Here is a 20,476-nt window from a genome sequence, read left to right as displayed (position 1 = left end):
GCCGATCGGTGTCTAGACCGCGCTGTTGAGGGGGGAGAGCGATCCGTATGACCGAGACCAGTATACGAGCGGCTGCTCCTCACCGGAGACGATCTCTTCCACGCTGCCTATGAGAAGGACGTGCGACGCAATAGGACGGGTTTCAACCAATTCGCAATCGAAGGCGGCGACAACACCTTCGAGATAACGAGGCAGTTCTCCGGGTTTCCCTGCCCACCTGGCAGCGGTGAGGTCGTAAGGACGTCCTGTGCGCGGACGGCCCGAAAAGCGTTCGGAGTGTTCCACCTGCTCAGTCGACAATATATTGATCGAAAAGCGGCTGTGAGCGGATACTGCCTTGCAGATGGGACTGGTGGCTTTAACAGAAACCAGCACCAGGGGTGGGTCAGCCGACACAGAGATGAAGGTGCCCACCGTTAGAGCAATACGCTCCTCAGGGGCTCCCGCCACGACGACCGCGACGCTCAGCGGTACCCGGCTCATGGCTGCCAGATATTGATTGCGCAGGAGTTCTGGAGTGCTTGCTGCAGTTGATGTAAAAACTGTGGTTGTCATGGCGGTGAAGCCTTCTGAAAGTGTTTGTGGTGAGGCCCGCAAAGCGGCACGACTGCCGAACCACTAAAGCGTGGGGTTATCCAGCGGCAGCCCCAGCGCCGTTCGACCGTGCGAAATCGCACTGACATCCCAATTCTGGGTAATGTGTCGGTTTGCTGCGCTCATATCCGTGAAGTAACGCGACAGAGGGTTGCGTTCGTAAATCGCACCACCGCCGGCAGCGTCCCAAACTACGTTGACAGCGCGCGTCGCAAGCTGGCCTGCAAAGGTCGCCTCAGCACGGCAGCGAGCACGCTCTTCGTCGCTAGGAAGCCGGTCAGATTCGAGGATCTCCGTCATCTGCTCACACGCACCGTAAATCAGGAGACGGGCGGCCCGGAGACACGACAGAGCTTCCGCAACTTTTACATGTTGCGTACTGAAATCGCTGACAGCCTTACCGGAGACACGCGAAATCCGCGTACGGGCCTGATCGAGGTAAATATTGACAGCACCTTCTGCGATCCCAAGCGCCGTGCCTCCGATGTACACACCAAACATGCAGTACAAAGGCGCGCGCATATTGATGGCCTCACCTTCGAACAGGGGTGCGCGGGCGCGCATGGTTTCACCAGTGGTGGTGCGGTGTTCCGGGACAAACACTTCCTCCAGCGTAACATCATGGCTCGCAGATCCCCGCAGGCCAACAGCGTGCCAAGTATCAAGGATCGTATAATCCTTCTTGGGAACGAGGAAGTGGCGATCCTCTTCTTCGCCATTGGGGCCTTCAGTAAACGCGGTGAAGATCGCCCAGTCCGCGAGGCTTACACCGCTCACGAAAGGCCAGCGACCGGAAAGTATGTACCCGCCCTCAACGCGGCGCGCCTTGCCGAGGTTTGGGATCAAAATCCCTGAAAGAAGGGCTGAGGGATCGTCCAGCCAAACGTCCTCCTGCGCCTGCTCCGGCCAACGGCACATCATCGAGTTATGCGAGATATTCTGGACAATCGACCACGCCGAGGAGCCGCAAGCCTCACCAAGAGGACGCATGACGTCGACAGCTGCCCGGAACGGCGCGTCAGCTCCGCCAAAACGCGCAGGCTGAAACAATCGATGGATACCCGAGCGCTTGACGTCCAGGCGCGTCGCCTCGGGGGGCTGTCGCAGCGAGATCGTCTCGGCAGCCCGTTCGCGCAATGCAGGCGCGAGTTCTTGCGCCCGCTTGATAAGCTCGTCTGCGGTCCCGGCACGCTCGATCTGCGGTCGCGTTTCATTCTTCAGTGCGCTTTGAATAGTCACGTATCATGCTCCCATTTAATCTGATTTTTATGGAACATATGTTATATTAAAAACTAGCGCAACCCCATTATGGATCGTCGGAAGCCGCCGAAGAGCGCGGTTGCCGCGCTCAAACGTAGCTGATAAACTAAATCAAACGTTCGAACAGGAGTTTGCAATGCCGAAGTTAGGGATGGAGGCGATCCGCCGGCGCCAGGTGATGGATGCCGTTATCCACATCTTGTCTACGAATGGCTGGCGAGACTTGACAATCCGGGAGGTCAGCGATGTCGCTGGTATCTCGTCGGGTGTCGTCACTCACTATTTTAGCAACAAGCGGGCACTCACGCTTGATGCGATCAATGACGCGACGCTGCAGTTTGTGAAGGCTCTGACCAAGTTCGAGCATCGTCGCGGCGACGCCGTGGAGCGGCTCACGGCGCTCGTGGATTTCGTTAGCCAGCCATCGCCACCCGGTATGCCGGAGTGGCGATTTTGGCTGAGTTTGTTCGGGCGGATGCCATTCGACCGGGTTTTGCAGACCGAGGTTCAGAAAGTTCACAGGCTTTACGCGGAGGTCATTGTACGGCTCGTTGAGGCGGGGGTGGTTGAGAGGCATTTCCGCCCGGTCCGCACTCCCGAAGACATCGCGGTGAAATTCATCAGCGCTTCAATCGGATTGTGCACTCATATGGTGGCAGATCCTCAAGACATGCCTGCGGAGAGATCGCGGCGGATCCTTCTCGACCTTCTCGGTCAGGACCTTGGCATCTCTCTAGGTGAGTCAGTCTCCTCGAGACCTCTCTTGGTGAGCGGCGAGTGAAAAGGGTCGCCTGCCCAGGCTCGCGCTAGGGGTTGTTTCTCAAGGAGTATGCGTAGTTGACAATAATCTATCCGGACGACTTCAGGGGTAAACGCGTCTACAGTCAGGCCTTGATAAACGCGGCTCGTAATCTGATTCCAGTTTTGAGAGAGCGTGCGGAAGAGACTGAAAAGCTTCGCTCATTACCTTCCGAAACGAGCCAGGACTTGCGTCGCACGGGGATCGCACGTCTGCTCCAGCCAGGGAGCTTTGGCGGCGCGGAAGCACCTCTCGAAAATCTCGTCGACATACTGATTCCTGTTGCAAGCGGTTGCCCATCGACGGCGTGGTGTCTCGCCCAGTACTTGTTCCATAATTACATGATTGCTCGGTGGCCGATCGAAGCGCAAAGAGAGGTATGGGAGGACCCGACATGTCTTGTCAGCGGCATTTTGGTGCCAAGGCTAGGGAAGGGGCGCCGCGTCGATGGTGGATACGAACTGAAGGGTCAATGGCCTTTTGTCAGCGGTGTTGAGCCTTCGGACTGGTGCATTCTTTCAGGCATGGTCGAGCAGGAAGCCGCCCCGGACGAGGAGCGTTACTTCCTGGTTCCTACGTCGTCACTGACTATTCTGGATACCTGGGACCCAATCGGTCTCCATGGTTCCGGCAGCCATGACGTAAAAGTAGAAGATCTCTTCATTCCCGAACATCTCAGCCTTCCAATCCAAAACATGAAAGGAGGCGACTTCCCGGGAAAGACCGTAAATCGGGGCGCGGTTTATCGACCTCCTCTCCACATGATCAGCGGGATTTTGCCGGCGGCCTGTCTTATTGGGATGGCCGAAGCGATGTTTGAGAACTTTCTCCTGCAATCAAGAGGCCGGAAGGCCCTGCGAACAAGTGAAGATACCGCAAGTTATCCAACCCATCAGATGCGGGTAGGCGAGGTGTCTGCTTCCCTCCAGGCGGCTGAGATGCTTATTCGAGCAGACTGCCGCGAGATCATGGAATTCGCGGCCGCCGACTTCAGCTACTCGGCTGTAGAGCGTTCCAATTATCGATCAAATTCCGCCTATGCAGGCCAGCTGGCAAGGCGGGCGTCGGAGGTCGTCTGGGATTTGATTGGTGCGCGGGGCGCGTACGCGACCAATATGATTGCAAGCTACTACCGCGATATCGCGGTTGCTTCGCGACACACGGCGATTAACTGGGAAGTCAACGCAACGGAGCATGGTCGAGCCCGGCTAAGGCTCCCTCTCACCAACCCGTCTCTTTAAACCTGTTCGTAGCGTTTTGTGCCTCGCACAAAAAATGAACTTACGGGATTGTACTCTAAATACGCACTAAAATCGCGCCCTGATCCTTGACAATTTTTTTTAGATGGGATGTTCTATATAAATCAGCTGCAAAGACAGACTGATGGGAACGACTGATTAGGGAAGAAGACCGCGAACGGTTCGCCGCTAGTCAGCAGGTTTATCTCCGGAGGTTTTCATGAGTGATTTATTTTCACTAGCTAAAATGCTGGCCGAGGGCCGCATTTCTCGTCGTGGCTTTATGAAGACGGCGGCGGCGTATGGTGCTGCCACGGCTACGTTGGGAGCCGGCGCGCTTTCCGTCCGTGCGGCAGATGGCCCCCTGGTCGGGTTCAGCTTTCCAAGCTTCGACGCTTTCCGTTGGCCGCACGATCGCCATTACTTTGAGATGCGCGCAAAAGAACTTGGGCTGCGTTACATTATCCAGGGCGCAAACGAAGACGTCGCCACGCAAGATTCGCAGATCGACGCGATGCTCTCGCAGGGTATTCAGGCTCTTATCATCATCCCGGTCAACGTGGAGTCCGGTGCCAAAATCGTCGAGCGTGTAAAGAACGACTCGCCGGATATCCCCATTATCTCCTACAACTACGTCATACCGTCCGCCGCCATCGATTATTGGGCTGGCCGCGACAATTACCTGGTGGGTGAACTTCAGGCTAAACAAGCTCTCAAGGAAGCCAGGAAAGGCAACTGGGTGGTCATCAGCGGCCCGGAAGGCATCGACGTGGCCCGTCAGAAGACCGAAGGTGCGCTTCGTATTCTTAAACCCTATATCGATTCTGGCGAAATCAAAATTGTTTCTCACCAGTGGCATGACAACTGGCGTCCCGAGTCGGCTCTCAAGCAGATGGAAGACGCTCTCACCAAGAACAATAACGACATCCAGGCTGTCGTTGCGAATGAGGAAGGCCTCGCGCTTGGAGCTCTCAAGGCGCTGACTGAAGAGGGGCTCAACGGAAAAGTCTGGATCTGTGGTGAAGACGTTTGGCCTGAAGGCGCTCGCTCGATCGTCAAGGGCGACATGGCCATGAGCGCCTGGACGGATCTGATTCAAATGGGTCGCGTGGCAGCAGAAGCAGCGGACGCACTCATCAAAGGGCAGAAGCCTCAGAGCAATGACACAATAGACGTCGGCGGAAAGAAAATCCCCGGCATGCGAATTCAGTCGCGTGTCGTCAACCGCGAGACACTGCCCGAGTTCCTGAAAGTCACTGACTGGTTGAAACCGGAAGATATTGGCCTGAAGGTCGAGTAGGAGCGGGAGTGGTGGAAATGTCTGTAGCGCTTGCCTCCTCCAGCAAGCAGGGTGCCGCCGAGTTGTTAAAACTTGACGGCATCACCGTCGAGTTCGGTGCCACCCGTGCTTTGAATAATGTCAGCTTTAATGTCGCCGCCGGTGAGGTCGTCGGATTGATGGGTGCCAACGGCGCGGGCAAAAGCACTCTCGCGAAAGTCATCGTGGGAGAAATACCTTGCGGCGCTTATCGCGGCACCGTCACTTGTGACGGCAAGCTGGCGGCTTTTGCGGATGCGCGTGACGCGCACTCGGCGGGCGTGGCGCTCGTTCACCAGGAAGGCGCAGTCGTACCTCATCTCACGATTGGCGAAAACGTAATGCTCACGATCGAGCCGTCTCGATTTGGCGTTATCGACTGGAAAGAGCTTTATTCCAGAGCCGATGCCGCCATGCGGAGGCTGGGTCTCGACATTGACACCAGGCGACCGCTCGCGGGGCAGGGTGGCGTCGCGCTGATGGAGCAAGTTGAGATTGCTCGCGCGATCGCCAGCGGCAGCCGCGTATTTGTGTTCGACGAATCGACTTCGGCGCTAGGCGCTGACGAGATCGGTCTTCTCCTGGACCGGATGCGCGAACTCGCATCACAGGGCGCGGGTATAATCTTTATATCCCATCGTACGGACGAGATCCTTAAAGTGTGTGATCGCGTCGTAATACTACGGGACGGTCGCGTAGCGCTTGAGGCCGCTCGTTCAGAACTCGATCAGGGGGCCATCGTTCGGGCGATGCTCGGTGGTGCATTGGCAGAATCCGAGCGTGTCAACGAGAATGGCCGTGCTATCCAGGGGAAAGCTGCCGTTCGGCTCCGCGATTGGCACCGCGCGCGCGCATTGGAATCACCGCGCGATGTCGGTCCGATTAGCCTCGACGTCCACGGAGGAGAAATCATTGCGGTTTATGGCCCTCTTGGCGCAGGTAAAACGGAGTTTGTCGAATCTCTCTACGGCTTGATGCCGGAGCTCACGAGCGGATCTGTGGAGCTCGCAGGGAGCGATTTGAGGCCACGGAATCCACGTGACTCGATTTCTCAGGGCGTTGCCTACGTGTCCGCGGAGCGCCAGAAAGACGGTCTGGTCCCGCATCTTTCCGTTGTCGAAAACATGATGCTTGGATGGCACAAGGGAACTCCCCGCAAAGGTTCAATCGTCAATCACGAGCAGTCAAAGGAACTCTGTCGGTCATTTATCCGCGACCTCGCAATTCGCACGCAGGGTCCGGACCAGCCGATTAGTAATCTAAGCGGCGGCAACCAGCAGAAAGTATTGCTCGCGAGAGCGCTGATCAACGAGCCGCGGCTCGTTCTTCTGGACGAGCCAACACGTGGCATCGATCTTGGCGCGAAACAGGATGTATATCGCCTTATCAGGAACGTCGCAGCAGCCGGGACGGCCGTGCTTTACGCCACGATGGAAGAGGACGAGGCTTTGGAGCTCTCGGACCGCATTCTTGTGCTGCGCGACGGCAAGATCGTCACGCTCCTGAACACTAGAGACACAAACCGTCATGAGCTTCTGGCTCTGGCCGGCGGTACTGTAATTGAGAAAATGGTGGAACAGCAATGAAAACGAATGTAGCTAATCTGAAAGGTGACGTGGTTATAATCACCGCTCCAGAGGTGAAGGCCTCAACCCCAAGCCGTGCCAATTCCGTCATATCGATCCTGCGTTCGGCTGCTGGCTTGCTCGTTGCCATCGCTCTTGTCTGGCTGGTCTTTTCCGTGCTGACCGACGGTGTGTTCGTCAGCGATCGAAATCTCAGCAATTTGATGCGCCAGACCGCGATCACCGCCATTGTCGCTCTTGGTATGCTGGTCGTAATCGCTCAGGGCGAGATCGATCTTTCCGTCGGTTCATTCATGAGTCTCTGTGTGACGATCGTTGCCACGATCGAGGCAAGTGGTATGGTCGCCCCTTGGGTGACGATCTGTGCCGCGCTTGCAATGGGCGTGTCAGTTGGCCTTTGGAACGGCGCTTGGATCGCCAAACTCGGCCTGCCTTCTTTCGTGGCGACCCTTGGCTCGCTTATGTTGCTTCGCGGCTTGGCCCTCGCCCTCTCTGGCGGCAGAACGATTTCCGGCATCTCGGACAGTATCCGCTTCTTCGGGGACGCTTTCGTAACGGGTCCTGCTCTTTGGGCGTTCATCGCTATAGCAGCGTTGGTATCCCTCTGGCCGCTCCGCTCAATCAAGCAAAGTGATCATCCGCGGAGTGTGATAGTTCGTGTTATGCTTGGCTTCGCTAGCGTCGTCTTGCTTGCCTGGGCAACGATTTCCTATCGCGGTCTTCCGATGCCCGTATTTATTACGCTCACAGCTGCCGGTGTCCTCTCGTGGATGCTCAGCAACACGGTCTGGGGCCGTCATGTCTACGCGGTCGGTGGTAATCGTGCTGCCGCGAAGTCCGCAGGCATTCCGATTACCAAACATTTGGTGACCTCCTTTATTCTGATCGGAGTTTTGACGGGCATCGCAACTCTGATGTTTGTAGGCCGATTGGGGTCCGCGCCACCTGAGTCAGGTTTGTTTCTAGAGCTGAACGCCATTGCCGCTGTGGTTATCGGCGGGGCGAGCCTCTACGGCGGAACCGGCAAGGTGTCCGGTGTACTGTTGGGTGCACTGCTAATGCAGAGCTTGGGCAATGGTCTTTCACTCTTGAACGTTCCCACTGCCTATCAAAACATCACGAGTGGTATCGTCCTTCTGCTCGCTGTATACATCGACGTTCTTTCCAAGCGCGGAGGTAAGCTATTCGCACGTCCCTGATTAAAGTGGTCGCAGTTTCCCTGTTGCCTGTGGCGCTCGTCGCTTACGGCACAGGATACGTGGTCAGCAGTGCGCGTAAAGGGTCGCGCGCGCTGCGACAACGGCTCAGGCGAGATTGGCGGACCTTATCATACGGGCCGCTGCAAGTCCGAACGCCTCCTACCTGGGGTGATTTCGAACCGACCGTCGACGGCATGCTTGTCCTCCACAATCGGCCAGCCAAGATGAGAGTCGACGGCGACCTTGTCTGGTACGGATCCACGATCGAGATAAGGTTCTATGCGCCCGGCGAAAAACGCGCAACGATCGACAATGCCTCTCGATCTTGGTGCCGGCAATTGGGAACGCCGGCTTCGTCGATCATTGCAGAGCTGATAGTCGCGAATGGTGTTCGGCCAATCAAAGAACGCGAAGCACTCGCTGTTTTTAAAAAAGTCCGCCTCGCTGGCAGCTCGTCTTCGATCGTCTGGCCCAGGCCAGGCAATGTCAACATTGCTCTAAGGAGCGTTATACCGAAGCACGATTCGAAGATAGCTCGGGATTTCGAGACATTTTAAATATTCGTTGCGGATTCTGCGAGTTTTGATCGGGTTCGGTTCGGGGCAAGGACGTGAGTCCGAGCGCCTGGAAGTCAGCGATCCAACGCGCCTCGTCGTATCCCAGCCAGTTGAGCGGAGTATCCCATGCAGGATCTTTGGCGTTTGTCGGCAACTGAGTTAGCCAAACTGATCAAGACGAAGCAAATTTCAGCGAAAGAGTCCGCAGAAGCGGCCCTTGACCGGCTTCATGCCGTCAACCCAATGATTAACGCAGTCGTGGATCATCGTCCTGACGACGTAATGAAACAGGCAGAGGCGATAGATGACGCTATCGCTCGGGGTGACCAGTTAGGTACTCTCGCGGGCGTTCCGGTGACGACGAAGATCGGCGCGGATCAGGAGGGTTATGCCACGAGCGACGGCATGCGGCTTCAGCGGGGCAATCTCGCGCCAGCAGATAATCCCGCCATTGCCAACCTGAGAAAGAGCGGCGCTATTCTGCTTGCCCGTACGAACTGTTCGGCAGTTTCCTATCGGTGGTTTAGCACGAACCTTCTTCACGGAGACACCAAGAATCCCCACGATCCAGACATCACACCTGGTGGGTCGTCGGGAGGGGCAGGGGCCGCCGTCGCCGCGGGGATTGGCCAAATTGCTCATGGCAGCGATATAGCGGGTTCGATACGATACCCTGCTTATGCATGCGGCGTGCACGGTCTAAGGCCTAGTCTCGGTCGGGTGCCGCATTTCAATCCATCGTTTGGCGGTCGGACGATCGGCGGCCAGATTGGGGCAGTCTCCGGACCTCTCGCAAGGACAATCGCGGACCTGCGTCTGGGGCTGGAAGCGATGTCGGTGCCGTGCCCTTACGATCCCTGGTATGCCCCTGTGCCGCTCGAAGGCCCGGCGCGTCCGAAACGCGTTGCGCTTAGTGTTGACCCGGATGGTCTTAATCCGAAGCCTGAAGTGGTCTCTGCGGTACTTAGAGCCGCGGATCACCTCAGTCGCGCGGGATGGATTGTCGAGGAGGTGCGCGATACGCCTCCTCTGCGAGAGCCCGCCGCCCTGCAAGCACGCCTTTGGTTGGGCGATTGCTATGAAGCCCAGTTGGAGGCTGCTGAGCGCGAGGGCGATCCAGGTGCGCTCGCATGCCTGGTTGGCATGCGGGAGAGGGTCTATCCGTTCGATCTTTCAGGGACTTTGATACGTCGTGACGAGATAATTCGGACTTGGTTTGCTTTCCTAGAAAAATATACCGTCGTTCTTATGCCTGTATCGGGTGAGCTGCCCTTCAAGGACAATCTTGATCTAGAAAGCCAGTCTGAGCTCGAGCGCGTTTGGCATGCCCAGATGCCGCAGGTAGGAATTCCATTCATGGGCTTGCCGGCCTTGAGTATGACAACGGGCTTCGTGGGTCGTATTCCAGTCGGCGTCCAGTTGGTGGCAGCCCGCTTCCGTGAGGACTTGTGCCTAGCAGCGGGAGAAACCATCGAGGCGGCAGGTGTAGAGATCGCTCCTGTTGATCCCGTACACTGAGAACGGAGTGATTGTCGATGGCAGCCCGCGGTGCGTTCAAAAGGTACCCGGTCCTCTCCTCTCGATCGGTGATGCATGGAAAAAACCAAAAGTCGCTCCAGGAGAGATTGGTCAGCTCCTTGGTGATCATGGGCCGCGCGGACATAGTTCTTTCTCCCGAAGCCCGCGATATCGATAAAGTGCCATCGCGCCGAGGATCAGTTGGCTGCAAATGCGGTCGAAGAAAACGACAGGTGAAAGTTTGTCCGCATTAGATAGATTTTACGCCGGCCCGTTAGCTATGGTCGGCGCAACTGGTTGTTACGTCGCAAGCGACACGACGATGAAGCTTGCCACCGCGGGACTTCCCTTATATGAGACCCTGGCTTTACGAGGCGTATTCGCAACTGCGTGTGGGGTGCTGCTGGTCTTTGTAACAGGGCAGGTGCGCGCGATACCTGGCCTCATTGATAGGTGGGTTCTGACGCGTAACGCCTTGGAGCTGGCCGCAGTAATTTGTTACATTGATGCGCTGGTGAACCTGCCAATCGCGAATGTAATTGCGATACTCCAGATAACACCGCTTGTCGTCCTCTTGGGGGCGAGAATTGCATTCAAAGAGCGACTAGGTGCCGCTCCCATGGTATGCATTTTGCTTGGTTTTACTGGAGCTGTCATGATCGCCCACCCGACAGGCGAGGGCTTGTCGTCATACGCGCTTCTCGCAATTGGCACTGCATTTCTAGGTGGCGTCCGCGATATCGTGGGCCGGATGGTCCCGGTTAGAATCGCAGGGCTCGTCGTCGCACTCGGCGCTAGCATTATCGTCTTGATCGGTACTGCGGCAATGCATCTGATAATCGAACGCACCGTCGTGCCAAGCCTAAAACAGGTCAGTCTTCTGTCCGGCTCGGGATTCTTTTTGTTCGGCGGCCATTATCTGCTCTTCAGTGCCTATAAATCAGGTCCGATAGCTGTCGTTGCTCCTCTGTACTACCTGGTAGCCCTCTGGGCGATATTCGCCGGTGCTCTCTTTTTCCGTACCGTACCAGATGCATTGGCGATCGCGGGAATGGTTTTGGTGGTGCTCACAGGGGCTGCCATCATAGTATTTGATCCGAAACACAAAGGCAAACGATCGGCGCGGGTCGATTGATCTCGTAAGTCGAAAGACGTTATTTCTGCGGTAGGATCAACACCGCGTACCTGGCGCATAGGCGTCGTATCATGCAAATCTCGTTGATAGTTCAATGGAAGGCCGAGATAATCATCTGACATCAGGATTGGGGCTGAGACTGCTTCTTTAGGGCTTCGCAGAAATCGCTGTCGAGAGCGGCATTATTGCATGGACCGGAATAAGCGGGGGGCGAGTTTCAAATGTTTGATTGTGCGGTTTCAACTTTCATACGGACGGATTTCGAGCTTGGTGTTCGTAGCATGCGATTACCGGCGCTGCATCCGATCTTAATTTCAGTTGTCTTATTTGGCAAATTTGCGTGATCGCAGCGATGTTGCACTAGGAAGCGGACCCCCATTAGCTGATGCAATCCATATCCTTGTCGCAGCGAGCTTGAGCTCGACAAGGTAGTTGTCAGCGCGTCGATCATATCGAGTGGCCAAGCCGCGCATCTGTTTGATACGATTGAAGAACCGCTCGACGAGATTACGCTGACGATAGACCCAACGGCTAAAGCTGAAGGTCTGGTTGCGATTGGCTTTTGCAGGAATGTTCGCCCAGCATTTGCGTTGCATGGCGAAGTTGCGAATTGCGTCGGTATCATATGCCTTATCGGCCAGGATCGTTGTGCCGGGCTGCAGATCACTGGGCAGCTTTTCAGCCATAGGCGCATCCGCAGCCTGACCTGCCGTGAGTTCCAGCTTAACCGGTCGGCCATCTGCATCAAAGAGAGCATGGATTTTCGTCGTCAGGCCAACACGCGAACGTCCCACGCAAGGATCGGCAGGCCCCCTTCTTAGCATTGGCACCATGCTGGTGAACGCGAACGCAGGATGAATCGATCATCACGATATCTCCGTGTAACGCTTTGAAACCGCGTCAAGAAGGCGATCCCAGACACCTGCTTTACGCCAGCGGGAGAACCGATCGTATAGCGTTGTGCGCGGGCCGTATCGTTCGGGCAAATCCCGCCACGATGAACCGGTCCGAATCCGCCAAAGGATGCGGTTTATCACTCGACGAACATCGACGCGTTCAATCCCACGGGTGTTGGTCGGCAGAAGTGGCGCGATGACCGCCATTCTTCGTCGCTCAATTCGTGACGGCGCATGGCAATCTCCTTTTACAGAGATTGGATCACATACCATTATGAATATGAACCCCGTTTATGGGGACACAACCTAGTAGATTTATAGCCGCCGATGGCATTTTCTACTCCGGTGCGTTTCCCATATCCGGTAAGGTTTTTCCATTCCATCCGACGGCGTTCAGCAATTTTCCGGCTATGCATATGCCAGTCATGTTGATCTGGTGGACCTATGCTCAATGCGATTACAGGTGATGGAATTTAACCAGGCGATCATAACGCTAAACATCGCTCGTAAATCCCGCATCGACCGGATCGTTTATCTTTCGGTATTTGCTGCCGATCGGGTTGTGAGTATGTCACACTTTGCAGTTAAGTCAGGGGCCGAGAGGATGCTTAAACAGATGAACTTCAATACCACGATCCTTCGACCGACTTATTTCATGGGCAATGAGCACATGATAAAGTACGTGATCCTCAACCATGGGGTTTGCCCTCTGTACTCCTATAGCAGTTTCGCATCTGAACTTATGTCTGCGCAGCAAGCGCCAGGGTATACTCACTTCAACTTGCAAGCTTGCCCGGATGGGGCTGCCACCAGATGGCGGCCTCATTTTCGCATTTCATTAAACCATTCCATGACAACGGCGTGATGTTCAGCTTGGCGCTAGGCATTTTGAGGGTGTTGGTGAATAGTGGGATGGATTTCTTACATCACTTGGTCACCAATTCGAACACGAGTTGACGAATCCAGCGATGAGCAGGATGTCCATGGGTACGTTCGTGCCATATAAGCTCGATTTGGAAGCGTTCGAATAGCCAAGGGACATCTATTGCATCAAGCGGAGGCATTTTGCCCCGCAGCAAGCGCCGCGGGACTAAAGCGACAAGATCACTCTTCGCGACGATCTCTGGAACTACGAGGAAGGAGGCAGCGGAGGCCACGATTTTACGTTGGCGCCCGAAGGAATCCAAGGCCGTATCGATTGGTGTTGAAAAGCCGCCGCCCGAGGGCGAGACTATAATCTGCGCTAAATCTGAGAACCCCTCTGCGGTTACCCCCTCGGCTATACGCGGATGTCCCTTTCGTCCAATGAGAGTGTAAGTTTCCTCAAACAGGTGCTGGGTATGAATTTGAGCATGCTCATTTTCGGGCGTCGCGATCGCCATATCTACTTCGCCGTCAGCCAATCGCTGATTAAGTCTTGCCGGGTTGAGCCGATGCACTGCAACGCGCACCGCTGGCGCTTTCTCCTGTAACGCTAGTATGAGCGGTGTAACAACGACCGCTTCAATGTAGTCTGTACAAGCAATCGAAATGGTCAAGGCCGCAGTTTCGGGCGAGAAATCCGCATGATTACGAAGCGTTCCTCTAAGTTGCTCCATTGCCATTCGGAGCGGGCCGATCAGATCCAAAGCCTTGGCTGTTGGGATCATTCCCCGATGCGCGGGGATCAGCAACTGATCTTCGAACACGTCGCGCAGACGATTTAATTGCGCGCTTAGTGCTGGCTGGCTCAAATGCAAACGAGCTGCTGCCTTGGTGACGTTTCGCTCTATGAGCAAGGCTTCCAGGCTCACAAGCAAGTTAAGATCGACGCGCTTGATATCCATTGTATGGATTGGAACTCACAACTTAATCGATTTCACAAATACTGCTCGGCAAGCCAATTTGCAAGCGCGGTGGTCACCAATCGATGTACTCCGCTCAATTTGGAAAGGAAGTTTGCATGTCAAATGAGACAAGACCTCTGATTGTGATTGCGGGAAGCCTGAGCAAGCAAGGCAGGAGCGTTTCCCACTCGCTTCTTCAAAGCGGTCGTTATCGTGTCCGCGCACTGACGAGACGAACTGACTCACCTGAGGCTGTCAAATTGGCTAACGCAGGTGCAGAACTAGTCGCCGTCCCCCTTGCGGGGGGGAGGAAGGATGAATTCACCAAAGCCTTTCTGGGCGCCAATGGTGCATTCCTGCTGACGCCGGGTGTGGTGCCACCCGAAACAACTGAATTCGAGATCGGCAAGGAATTGGTTGATGCAGCAACCGAGGCAGGCGTCAAGCACATCGTATTCAGCTCGCTGGAAGACGTACACACGATTACTCAAGGGAAAATTCTCGCCCGCCATTTCACGGAGAAGGCGCGCGTCGAGGCCTATATTCGGGGTCTGCCAGTCACAAGTTCGTTTATTGAGCTTGCATTTTTCTACACTAATCTTCTTGAATATTATCCGCCGCGTCTGGACGGTGATACATTGGTGTTTCCAATCTATTTGCCAGAATATTTTCCAACTCCCTTTGTCGACCCGCTGACAGCGACCGGTCCTGCGGTTCTCGAGATATTCGATCATCCCTCCACATACGCCGGTCAAACTCTGCCAGTGATCGGAGACATTATTTCCCCTGCCGAAATGGTAGCTACGTTCAGTCGTGTCAGCGGACAAAAGGCAGCATATATCCCGGCTCATACGTCAGAGGATTTTCGAACGAATTTTCCGCAATTCAGCCAGGACTTTGTCCACGAGACAATGGAAATGGTCGAGTATGCAGTTCAATATGGATACTTTCGTTCGGACCGCGACATTGAGTGGAGCCGAAAGAACAATCCAGACACCCTGAACTGGGAGCAGTTTCTGAGAAACACCGGTTGGGATGGCCAGAAAAAGGTGTTCGGTTTGTAGACGTGACTTCGGCTCTCTAGATCACGTCGGAATGGAAGAATGTGAGTTGATCCACTTACTTCACTGTGCGGGCAAGTGGAAACCGGCTTTGCGGTGGACCGTTGCCGGTTTCCTGACACCCTTCCTATATTTTGCGATTAATTGAAAGTGTCACACGGGAACGCGCAAAGGACGTACCGTTTGCAGATGTCGAGTAATGATATAAACCGATGGTTGTGATGCGCGATAACTCAGTTCAGGATTGCGCGAATAATTAATCCAACAATGGATACTGCGGCGACGCCGACCAGCCATAGACCGATGAAATAACCGGTTCGAGAAATAAATTTATTCATGTCATGTTGTTCCTACTGCTACGGCAACTCACCCCATTCACCCGGTCTGGCGGTCAGGGGGTAACGCTGCTGATCTCATTGAGTTTACTCAGTCGTATGTGCTGTCGAGATGAGATCACCTCTTAAAGATACCGGTCGATAGAGGTATTCAATTGAATGGAAGACCGAAAGACTTTCCCGAATTATCCCACGGTTGGACCGGTTTGGTAAAAGCCATTATTCCCTCAGAATTAGGCACAACGTCGTGATCGTCGGGTGCCAGAACCCGGCCAATTCATAGCTTTTGTAATCCGGCGGACACACGCGTCTGAATTTGAGGGAAGATTGTCATTTCTCGAATGTTCGGCCAACCGTAGTGTGCCGCAAACTTATGAAAGGACGCATGATGGTTCTGAGAATTGCGATTAATGGCTATGGCCGGATCGGGAGAAATGCACTTCGGGCGCTTTATGAAGGGAGTAAGCGTGAGGCGATCGAAATTATCGCTATTAACGATCTTGCAAGTGCTGAAATCAATGCGCATTTGAGTCAGTTCGACACGACCCACGGCAAATTCCCGGGCGAAATCTCTGTTTCTGACGGGGCGCTTGTCGTCAACGGAGATTCGATAAAAGTTCTGGCGGAGCGTGATCCGGCAAAACTTCCGTGGGGTGAGTTGAATATAGACGTCGTTCTTGAATGTACGGGATTGTTCGCAAACCGTGCTGCCGCGTCGGCTCACCTCGCTGCCGGTGCGAAGCGGGTAATAATCTCGGCGCCGGCGGGTCGCGATATTGACGCTACCATCGTTCATGGCGTCAACGATGATGCTTTAAGAGCAGAGCATCGTGTCATCGCTATTGGATCATGTACAACCAACTGTCTCGCCGCGGTTGCAAAGCCGTTGAACGATGCGATCGGTATCGTTGCTGGAAACATGACCACGGTTCATGCTGTGACTAACGATCAGGTTTTGACCGACGTCTATCATTCCGATCCGCGCCGCGCCCGCTCTGCAATGGCGTCGATCATTCCAACAAAGACAGGCGCGGCATCAGCTATCGGTCTGGTTCTGCCCGAGCTGGAGCGTCGGCTAGATGGATTTTCTATTCGTGTTCCAACCATGGACGTATGCCTTCTGATTGTAAGCTTCGCCTGCGGACGCGAAACTTCTGTCGAGGAAATCAACGCTCTGATGCGTTCTGTTGCCAGCGAAGGACCTCTCCAAGGGATACTCACCCTTAACGATCTTCCACTGGTTTCAAGCGACTTCATCCACAATCCTGCTTCGGCGATCTTCGATACGACACTCACCAAAGTGATCGACGATGGCAAACACGCCACCGTACATGCCTGGTATGACAATGAGTGGGGTTTTGCGAACCGCTTGCTAGACAATGCCATACAGTTTGGTGAGATGCCTTTAGTATACCGCACGATTGCCAATGCGTTATAGCGCTTATTCCAAGCTGAACAGTTGAGCGTACTGGCGGCATATCAGTTATTCTATAGTGGCTTATCATGATTTGAGAAATATTAGAGCGCAGTGCGTTCTTTCGGACGTACAAAGCCGCTCTAACTTTCTAATTTTACGCGTCGTACTTTACAAAGATAGATTCCGATTTTTGCGCCAATTGGCGAATCGCAAGTCTGCGGAAGTATTCTGTGGAGGCGGCGAATTGCTTGAGGAGAAACCATGTGATGTTCGCACCCGGTAAACACTTGCAAATAGGATCGTTGATTTTTGATCGTTTTGATCAAATTGATCTGACAGGCCCATATGAAGTCCTTTCCGCTATTCCGAACGCCACATTCCACATAGGTGCAAAAAAGAAGCAAGTTGTGAAGGATTTCCATGGACTGCCATTAATGCCCACGATTACTCTGAGCGAAATGCCAAAGCTCGATATTTTGCATATTCCAGGAGGCCCAGGGCAGCAGGATGTGATGGAGGACGAGGAGGTCCTTGGTTTTATTCGCACGCAGGCAGAGGCAGCGACATACGTGTTTTCCGTTTGCACCGGTGCGCTTGTGCTGGGCGCAGCCGGGCTTCTGACGGGGAGACGAGCGACCACGCACTGGGCATCAATGGAAGTCCTTCCGCTATATGGAGCAAATCCAGTCAACGAACGCGTTGTTATTGATGGCAAGTGGATTTTCGCGGCGGGTGTTACTTCAGGTATAGATGGGGCACTGCGACTCGCCGCTATGGTACGCGACGAAGATTTAGCCAAACAGATTCAGCTTTATATGCAGTATCAACCGGAACCACCTTTCGATAGTGGAACTCCCGACCGGGCTCCTGCGCATATCGTTGAGAGGCAACGTAATGCAGTTGCTGACCTCACCGCAGCACGTATCGAAACGGCAAAGAGAATAAGAGAAAAACTCATTGTTGAACGGCGCCACGAAGGAATTAGCGAAAAGAAGAGCTAACGGCGATATCAGGATTTAGCTCCAATATTCTGAGAGCGACAGTTCAAAAGTCGGCCACGGAAGAGGCGGGATAACCCTGCGCCGGAGTAAAACTCAGCCACCTAATTAATCCTTTTGCTGCGACAGCAGGAAGGGGTAGGAATCTACACCTTGGAACTTTATCTGAGTGTTTGCCTGGTAGTCTCGGAAGGTATGTGCCGGCGACAGGCCGAGAAGCATTTCAACATATCGCGTGACAGGATGGCCAAGATCGCGGCCTATTCGACACCGCCGGGCTATCAGTGGCGCACACCGATCCGGCGTCCGAAGCTGGATACTTTTGTGTCGGCGATCGAGCATTGGCTCGACGACGATCTAAAGATGCCGCGCAAACCGCGCCATACCGCCAAGCGGTTGTTCGACCAGCTGCGTGACAAGTGCGGCTTGACCGGCGGCTACGCGATCATCAAGGATAACATGGGCGAGTGGAATCCGCGCCGCCAGAAGATAGCTCGCTCCGTGATCTGGCGCGCAGCGTCACGCTTAAATTCTTCTGTGAACTTCGATTTGCTCATGATACTCTTCCTGTCCCAAGCTTAAGAAAGAGGGCGTCGACAAATCTCGGGGCTATTCACACCTGTGTCAACAGATCGTAAGGTTTTTTCAATTAAGCTTGTAACTATCTTGCCTTGGTAAAAATCAAAAATCCCTCAAACTTAGAGCCTGAATCATATTGAACGTAACGATATCAGGCTCTTGCGATCCTTCTCGTGAGGGATCGGATACTTGCGATGTAGATCCACGCTTCGGAGGAAGAGATGGTTTTCTCGAAGTCTTTGGCCAGTCTGCGACACCGTCCCAGCCATGCAAATGTGCGCTCGACAACCCATCGGCGTGGGAGTAATTCGAAACCTTCAACGTGATCGGACCGCTTGACGATTTCCAGTGTAAACTTACCAACCTTTTCCAGCCTGCCTTTGAGCTTTGGTCCTGCGTAGCCACCGTCAGCAAAGATATGTCGCAACCACGGCCAACGTTTGAGAATGGTTTTCAAGACATCCGGCGCACCGTCTCTGTCCTGAATGCCCGCGGAATGGATCACCATGCCAACCATCAAACCGAGTGTGTCAACAACGATGTGGCGCTTGCGACCGTTGATCTTCTTCCCCGCATCAAAGCCTCGTATTCCGCCACTTTCGGTGGTTTTCACCGACTGGCTCACATGGGGATAGGCAGTGTCAAGTTGGTTATTGCATCTCGATCTTCCTCAGAAGTTTCAGTTCCAGGCTCGGGCTCGATGCTACGTGACATGGCTCATTTCGCAAAGCCTGATCAAACTCACATTCGGTCGCCGATAATCGCGGCTGCACCAATATCCCGCTTGCGGGGGCTGAGCCCGGGAGGACGGGACCATTCTATCGAGCGGCATTTAGCCAAGCCAGTCGTCGGTTCGTCACCCGGATCCGCCGGGGTTCATGAGGCCCCGGTAGATTACAGAAAGATTGAAGTCGTGTTGATGCTATGCGACTTTCACGATGGCGCCTTCGATCACAACTCCGGAGTTCACGTATTTCCAAAGCGCCACCAACAGCTTGCGTGCCAGCGCGACAATGGTCGTTTTCTTCATACGCCCTCCATTGCGCTCAACACGTGCCCTGAACCATTTCGCCAGTGTCGAATCCGGTTGGTGCCGCAACCATAGCCAGGATAGCTGGATCAATGTCGCCCGCAGCCCCGGATTGCCCGCCTTCGACAGCCCTTGCTCTCGATTAACCGAACCACTTTGCCAGGGCGTTGGCACAAGACCAGCATAAGCAGCCACCTGACGACGGTTATCAAATTGTCGGAACAGTCCCTCCGACCAGAGAATGTTCGCAAACTCCGCGCCAATTCCTTTGATCCCAAGCAGCATCATGACAGGCGATGGCTTGATGCTATCCGTGGTTTGCGCTGCAATAAGCGCATCGCGTTCATCCTCTATGGTCCCGATCTGACTAATGACCAGTTCCAGCCGATCCAGTTCCCGGAGGATCTGTGCCTTCATGTGCGACGGCAATATCTGTCCGTCTCCCGTTCGCAATTCTTCCAGCCGCTGGCGCCGATTTTTATGAAGGGGCTCGTAATCGGTGATGCCCTGCGAGAATAACAGGCCCTTGATGCGGTTGACATGCGCGACGCGCTCCACCATCAGCGCATTCCGCTCCCGGCCGATCCGCCGTCGGTCTTCATCCTCGCGAGAGATATCCCGCACCATTGAGCATACACGGGGCTCTCCTCTCTTATACGCCATCAGTACCCGCAGCAGCGTCTCGCCGTCGACGCGATCGGTCTTCACATGCCGCCGTTTGCGCGGGGTTGCGATCGATGCCGCATCAACGATATGGCTCTCAATATCTTCTTTCACGAGAGCACGGTGTATCCAGAAGCCATCAAGGCCCGCCTCCTGGATGGTGATGATCGGCCAGGCCTGCCCGGTCCTGGCCCGGCTCCTTTCCTGCAGCTTCGAGAACAGAGCGAACAACTCGGCCATGTTGCCGGCCGCAATGGAATATTTCGACATCTTCTCACCGTTACCCGGCAACAAGGTTGTAATCAGCCAGGTTGAGCGGGAGAGTTCCATCGAGACAAAAATTGCGGCAAGATTGGTCTGGATGGCGGTGGCGGATTTTTCGGTCTTGAACATCGGAACCTCTGAACAAAGTGGTTGCTGGAACGACCATTCATTCTGCAAAAAACGCTGGCCGTCATCCACCCCAT

15 protein-coding genes and 3 pseudogenes are annotated in these 20,476 nt (G+C 54.6%); 11 read left to right on the top strand and 7 right to left on the bottom strand.

Going from position 1 to position 20,476, the window contains the following annotated elements; genetic code table 11:
- Window positions 1–12: 12 nt before the first annotated feature.
- Both WIX40_RS20520 and WIX40_RS20515 read right to left on the bottom strand, forming a co-directional pair.
- Window positions 13–555 (bottom strand): flavin reductase family protein, encoded by a 543-nt coding sequence (locus tag WIX40_RS20520; RefSeq protein WP_339441805.1) that lies wholly within the window; start codon window positions 553–555, stop codon window positions 13–15.
- A 63-nt stretch (window positions 556–618) separates the two neighbouring features.
- A complete protein-coding gene (locus WIX40_RS20515; protein ID WP_339441803.1) occupies window positions 619–1,833 on the bottom strand; it encodes an acyl-CoA dehydrogenase family protein in 1,215 nt (404 codons plus the stop codon).
- Window positions 1,834–1,990: 157 nt separating this feature from the next.
- Between WIX40_RS20515 and WIX40_RS20510 the strand changes: the two genes are divergently transcribed.
- From WIX40_RS20510 to WIX40_RS20480, 7 genes are all read left to right on the top strand, one after another.
- Window positions 1,991–2,635, top strand: a complete 645-nt coding sequence (locus WIX40_RS20510) for a TetR/AcrR family transcriptional regulator (protein ID WP_339441801.1) — start codon at window positions 1,991–1,993, stop codon at window positions 2,633–2,635.
- A 56-nt stretch (window positions 2,636–2,691) separates the two neighbouring features.
- Window positions 2,692–3,894: an acyl-CoA dehydrogenase family protein gene (locus WIX40_RS20505; RefSeq protein WP_339441800.1), complete on the top strand. Its 1,203-nt coding sequence runs from the start codon at window positions 2,692–2,694 to the stop codon at window positions 3,892–3,894.
- A gap of 217 nt (window positions 3,895–4,111) precedes the next feature.
- Window positions 4,112–5,191 (top strand): sugar ABC transporter substrate-binding protein, encoded by a 1,080-nt coding sequence (locus WIX40_RS20500; RefSeq protein ID WP_339441798.1) that lies wholly within the window; start codon window positions 4,112–4,114, stop codon window positions 5,189–5,191.
- Window positions 5,192–5,208: 17 nt separating this feature from the next.
- On the top strand, window positions 5,209–6,795 hold the full coding sequence (locus WIX40_RS20495; RefSeq protein ID WP_339441796.1) for a sugar ABC transporter ATP-binding protein: 1,587 nt from the start codon (window positions 5,209–5,211) through the stop codon (window positions 6,793–6,795).
- Window positions 6,792–7,994, top strand: a complete 1,203-nt coding sequence (locus WIX40_RS20490; RefSeq protein ID WP_339441794.1) for a sugar ABC transporter permease — start codon at window positions 6,792–6,794, stop codon at window positions 7,992–7,994. Before WIX40_RS20495 ends, WIX40_RS20490 begins: the two co-directional genes overlap by 4 nt.
- 683 nt (window positions 7,995–8,677) lie before the next feature.
- Complete coding sequence (locus WIX40_RS20485) at window positions 8,678–10,069, top strand: amidase family protein (RefSeq protein WP_339441792.1); 1,392 nt, start codon at window positions 8,678–8,680, stop codon at window positions 10,067–10,069.
- Between the two features lie 211 nt (window positions 10,070–10,280).
- Window positions 10,281–11,204, top strand: coding sequence for a DMT family transporter (locus WIX40_RS20480; protein WP_339441791.1), 924 nt, complete (start codon window positions 10,281–10,283; stop codon window positions 11,202–11,204).
- Between the two features lie 323 nt (window positions 11,205–11,527).
- On the opposite strand, the pseudogene WIX40_RS20475 reads toward WIX40_RS20480, so the two are convergent.
- From WIX40_RS20475 to WIX40_RS20460, 3 genes and pseudogenes are all read right to left on the bottom strand, one after another.
- Window positions 11,528–12,342 (bottom strand): annotated as a pseudogene (locus WIX40_RS20475) (IS5 family transposase).
- 66 nt (window positions 12,343–12,408) lie between these two features.
- Window positions 12,409–12,549, bottom strand: a pseudogene (locus tag WIX40_RS23710) (IS5/IS1182 family transposase); the annotation flags it as partial.
- Between the two features lie 477 nt (window positions 12,550–13,026).
- A complete protein-coding gene (locus WIX40_RS20460; RefSeq protein WP_339441788.1) occupies window positions 13,027–13,926 on the bottom strand; it encodes a LysR family transcriptional regulator in 900 nt (299 codons plus the stop codon).
- 116 nt (window positions 13,927–14,042) lie between these two features.
- Here WIX40_RS20460 and WIX40_RS20455 point away from each other — a divergent pair, with 116 nt between their 5' ends.
- From WIX40_RS20455 to WIX40_RS20440, 4 genes are all read left to right on the top strand, one after another.
- Complete coding sequence (locus tag WIX40_RS20455; protein WP_339441786.1) at window positions 14,043–14,990, top strand: NmrA/HSCARG family protein; 948 nt, start codon at window positions 14,043–14,045, stop codon at window positions 14,988–14,990.
- Between the two features lie 720 nt (window positions 14,991–15,710).
- Window positions 15,711–16,760: a type I glyceraldehyde-3-phosphate dehydrogenase gene (gene gap, locus WIX40_RS20450; protein WP_339442378.1), complete on the top strand. Its 1,050-nt coding sequence runs from the start codon at window positions 15,711–15,713 to the stop codon at window positions 16,758–16,760.
- 245 nt (window positions 16,761–17,005) lie between these two features.
- Window positions 17,006–17,740: a DJ-1/PfpI family protein gene (locus tag WIX40_RS20445; protein ID WP_339442377.1), complete on the top strand. Its 735-nt coding sequence runs from the start codon at window positions 17,006–17,008 to the stop codon at window positions 17,738–17,740.
- Window positions 17,741–17,890: 150 nt separating this feature from the next.
- Window positions 17,891–18,319, top strand: coding sequence for a hypothetical protein (locus WIX40_RS20440; protein WP_339441784.1), 429 nt, complete (start codon window positions 17,891–17,893; stop codon window positions 18,317–18,319).
- A 148-nt stretch (window positions 18,320–18,467) separates the two neighbouring features.
- Here the strand turns inward: WIX40_RS20440 and WIX40_RS20435 are convergent.
- Together WIX40_RS20435 and WIX40_RS20430 are read right to left on the bottom strand one after the other, a co-directional pair.
- Window positions 18,468–18,950: pseudogene (locus tag WIX40_RS20435) on the bottom strand (IS5 family transposase); the annotation flags it as partial.
- Between the two features lie 288 nt (window positions 18,951–19,238).
- The gene (locus tag WIX40_RS20430) at window positions 19,239–20,402 is read right to left on the bottom strand and encodes an IS110 family RNA-guided transposase (protein ID WP_235817987.1); all 1,164 of its coding nucleotides are present in this window, start codon (window positions 20,400–20,402) and stop codon (window positions 19,239–19,241) included.
- Between the last annotated feature and the right edge of the window lie 74 nt (window positions 20,403–20,476).

This window comes from Ochrobactrum teleogrylli (assembly GCF_037482325.1).
GTDB lineage: Bacteria > Pseudomonadota > Alphaproteobacteria > Rhizobiales > Rhizobiaceae > Brucella > Brucella teleogrylli.
The sequence above is the reverse complement of the archived record's forward strand: the minus strand, read 5'-3'. Positions and strand labels throughout refer to the sequence as shown.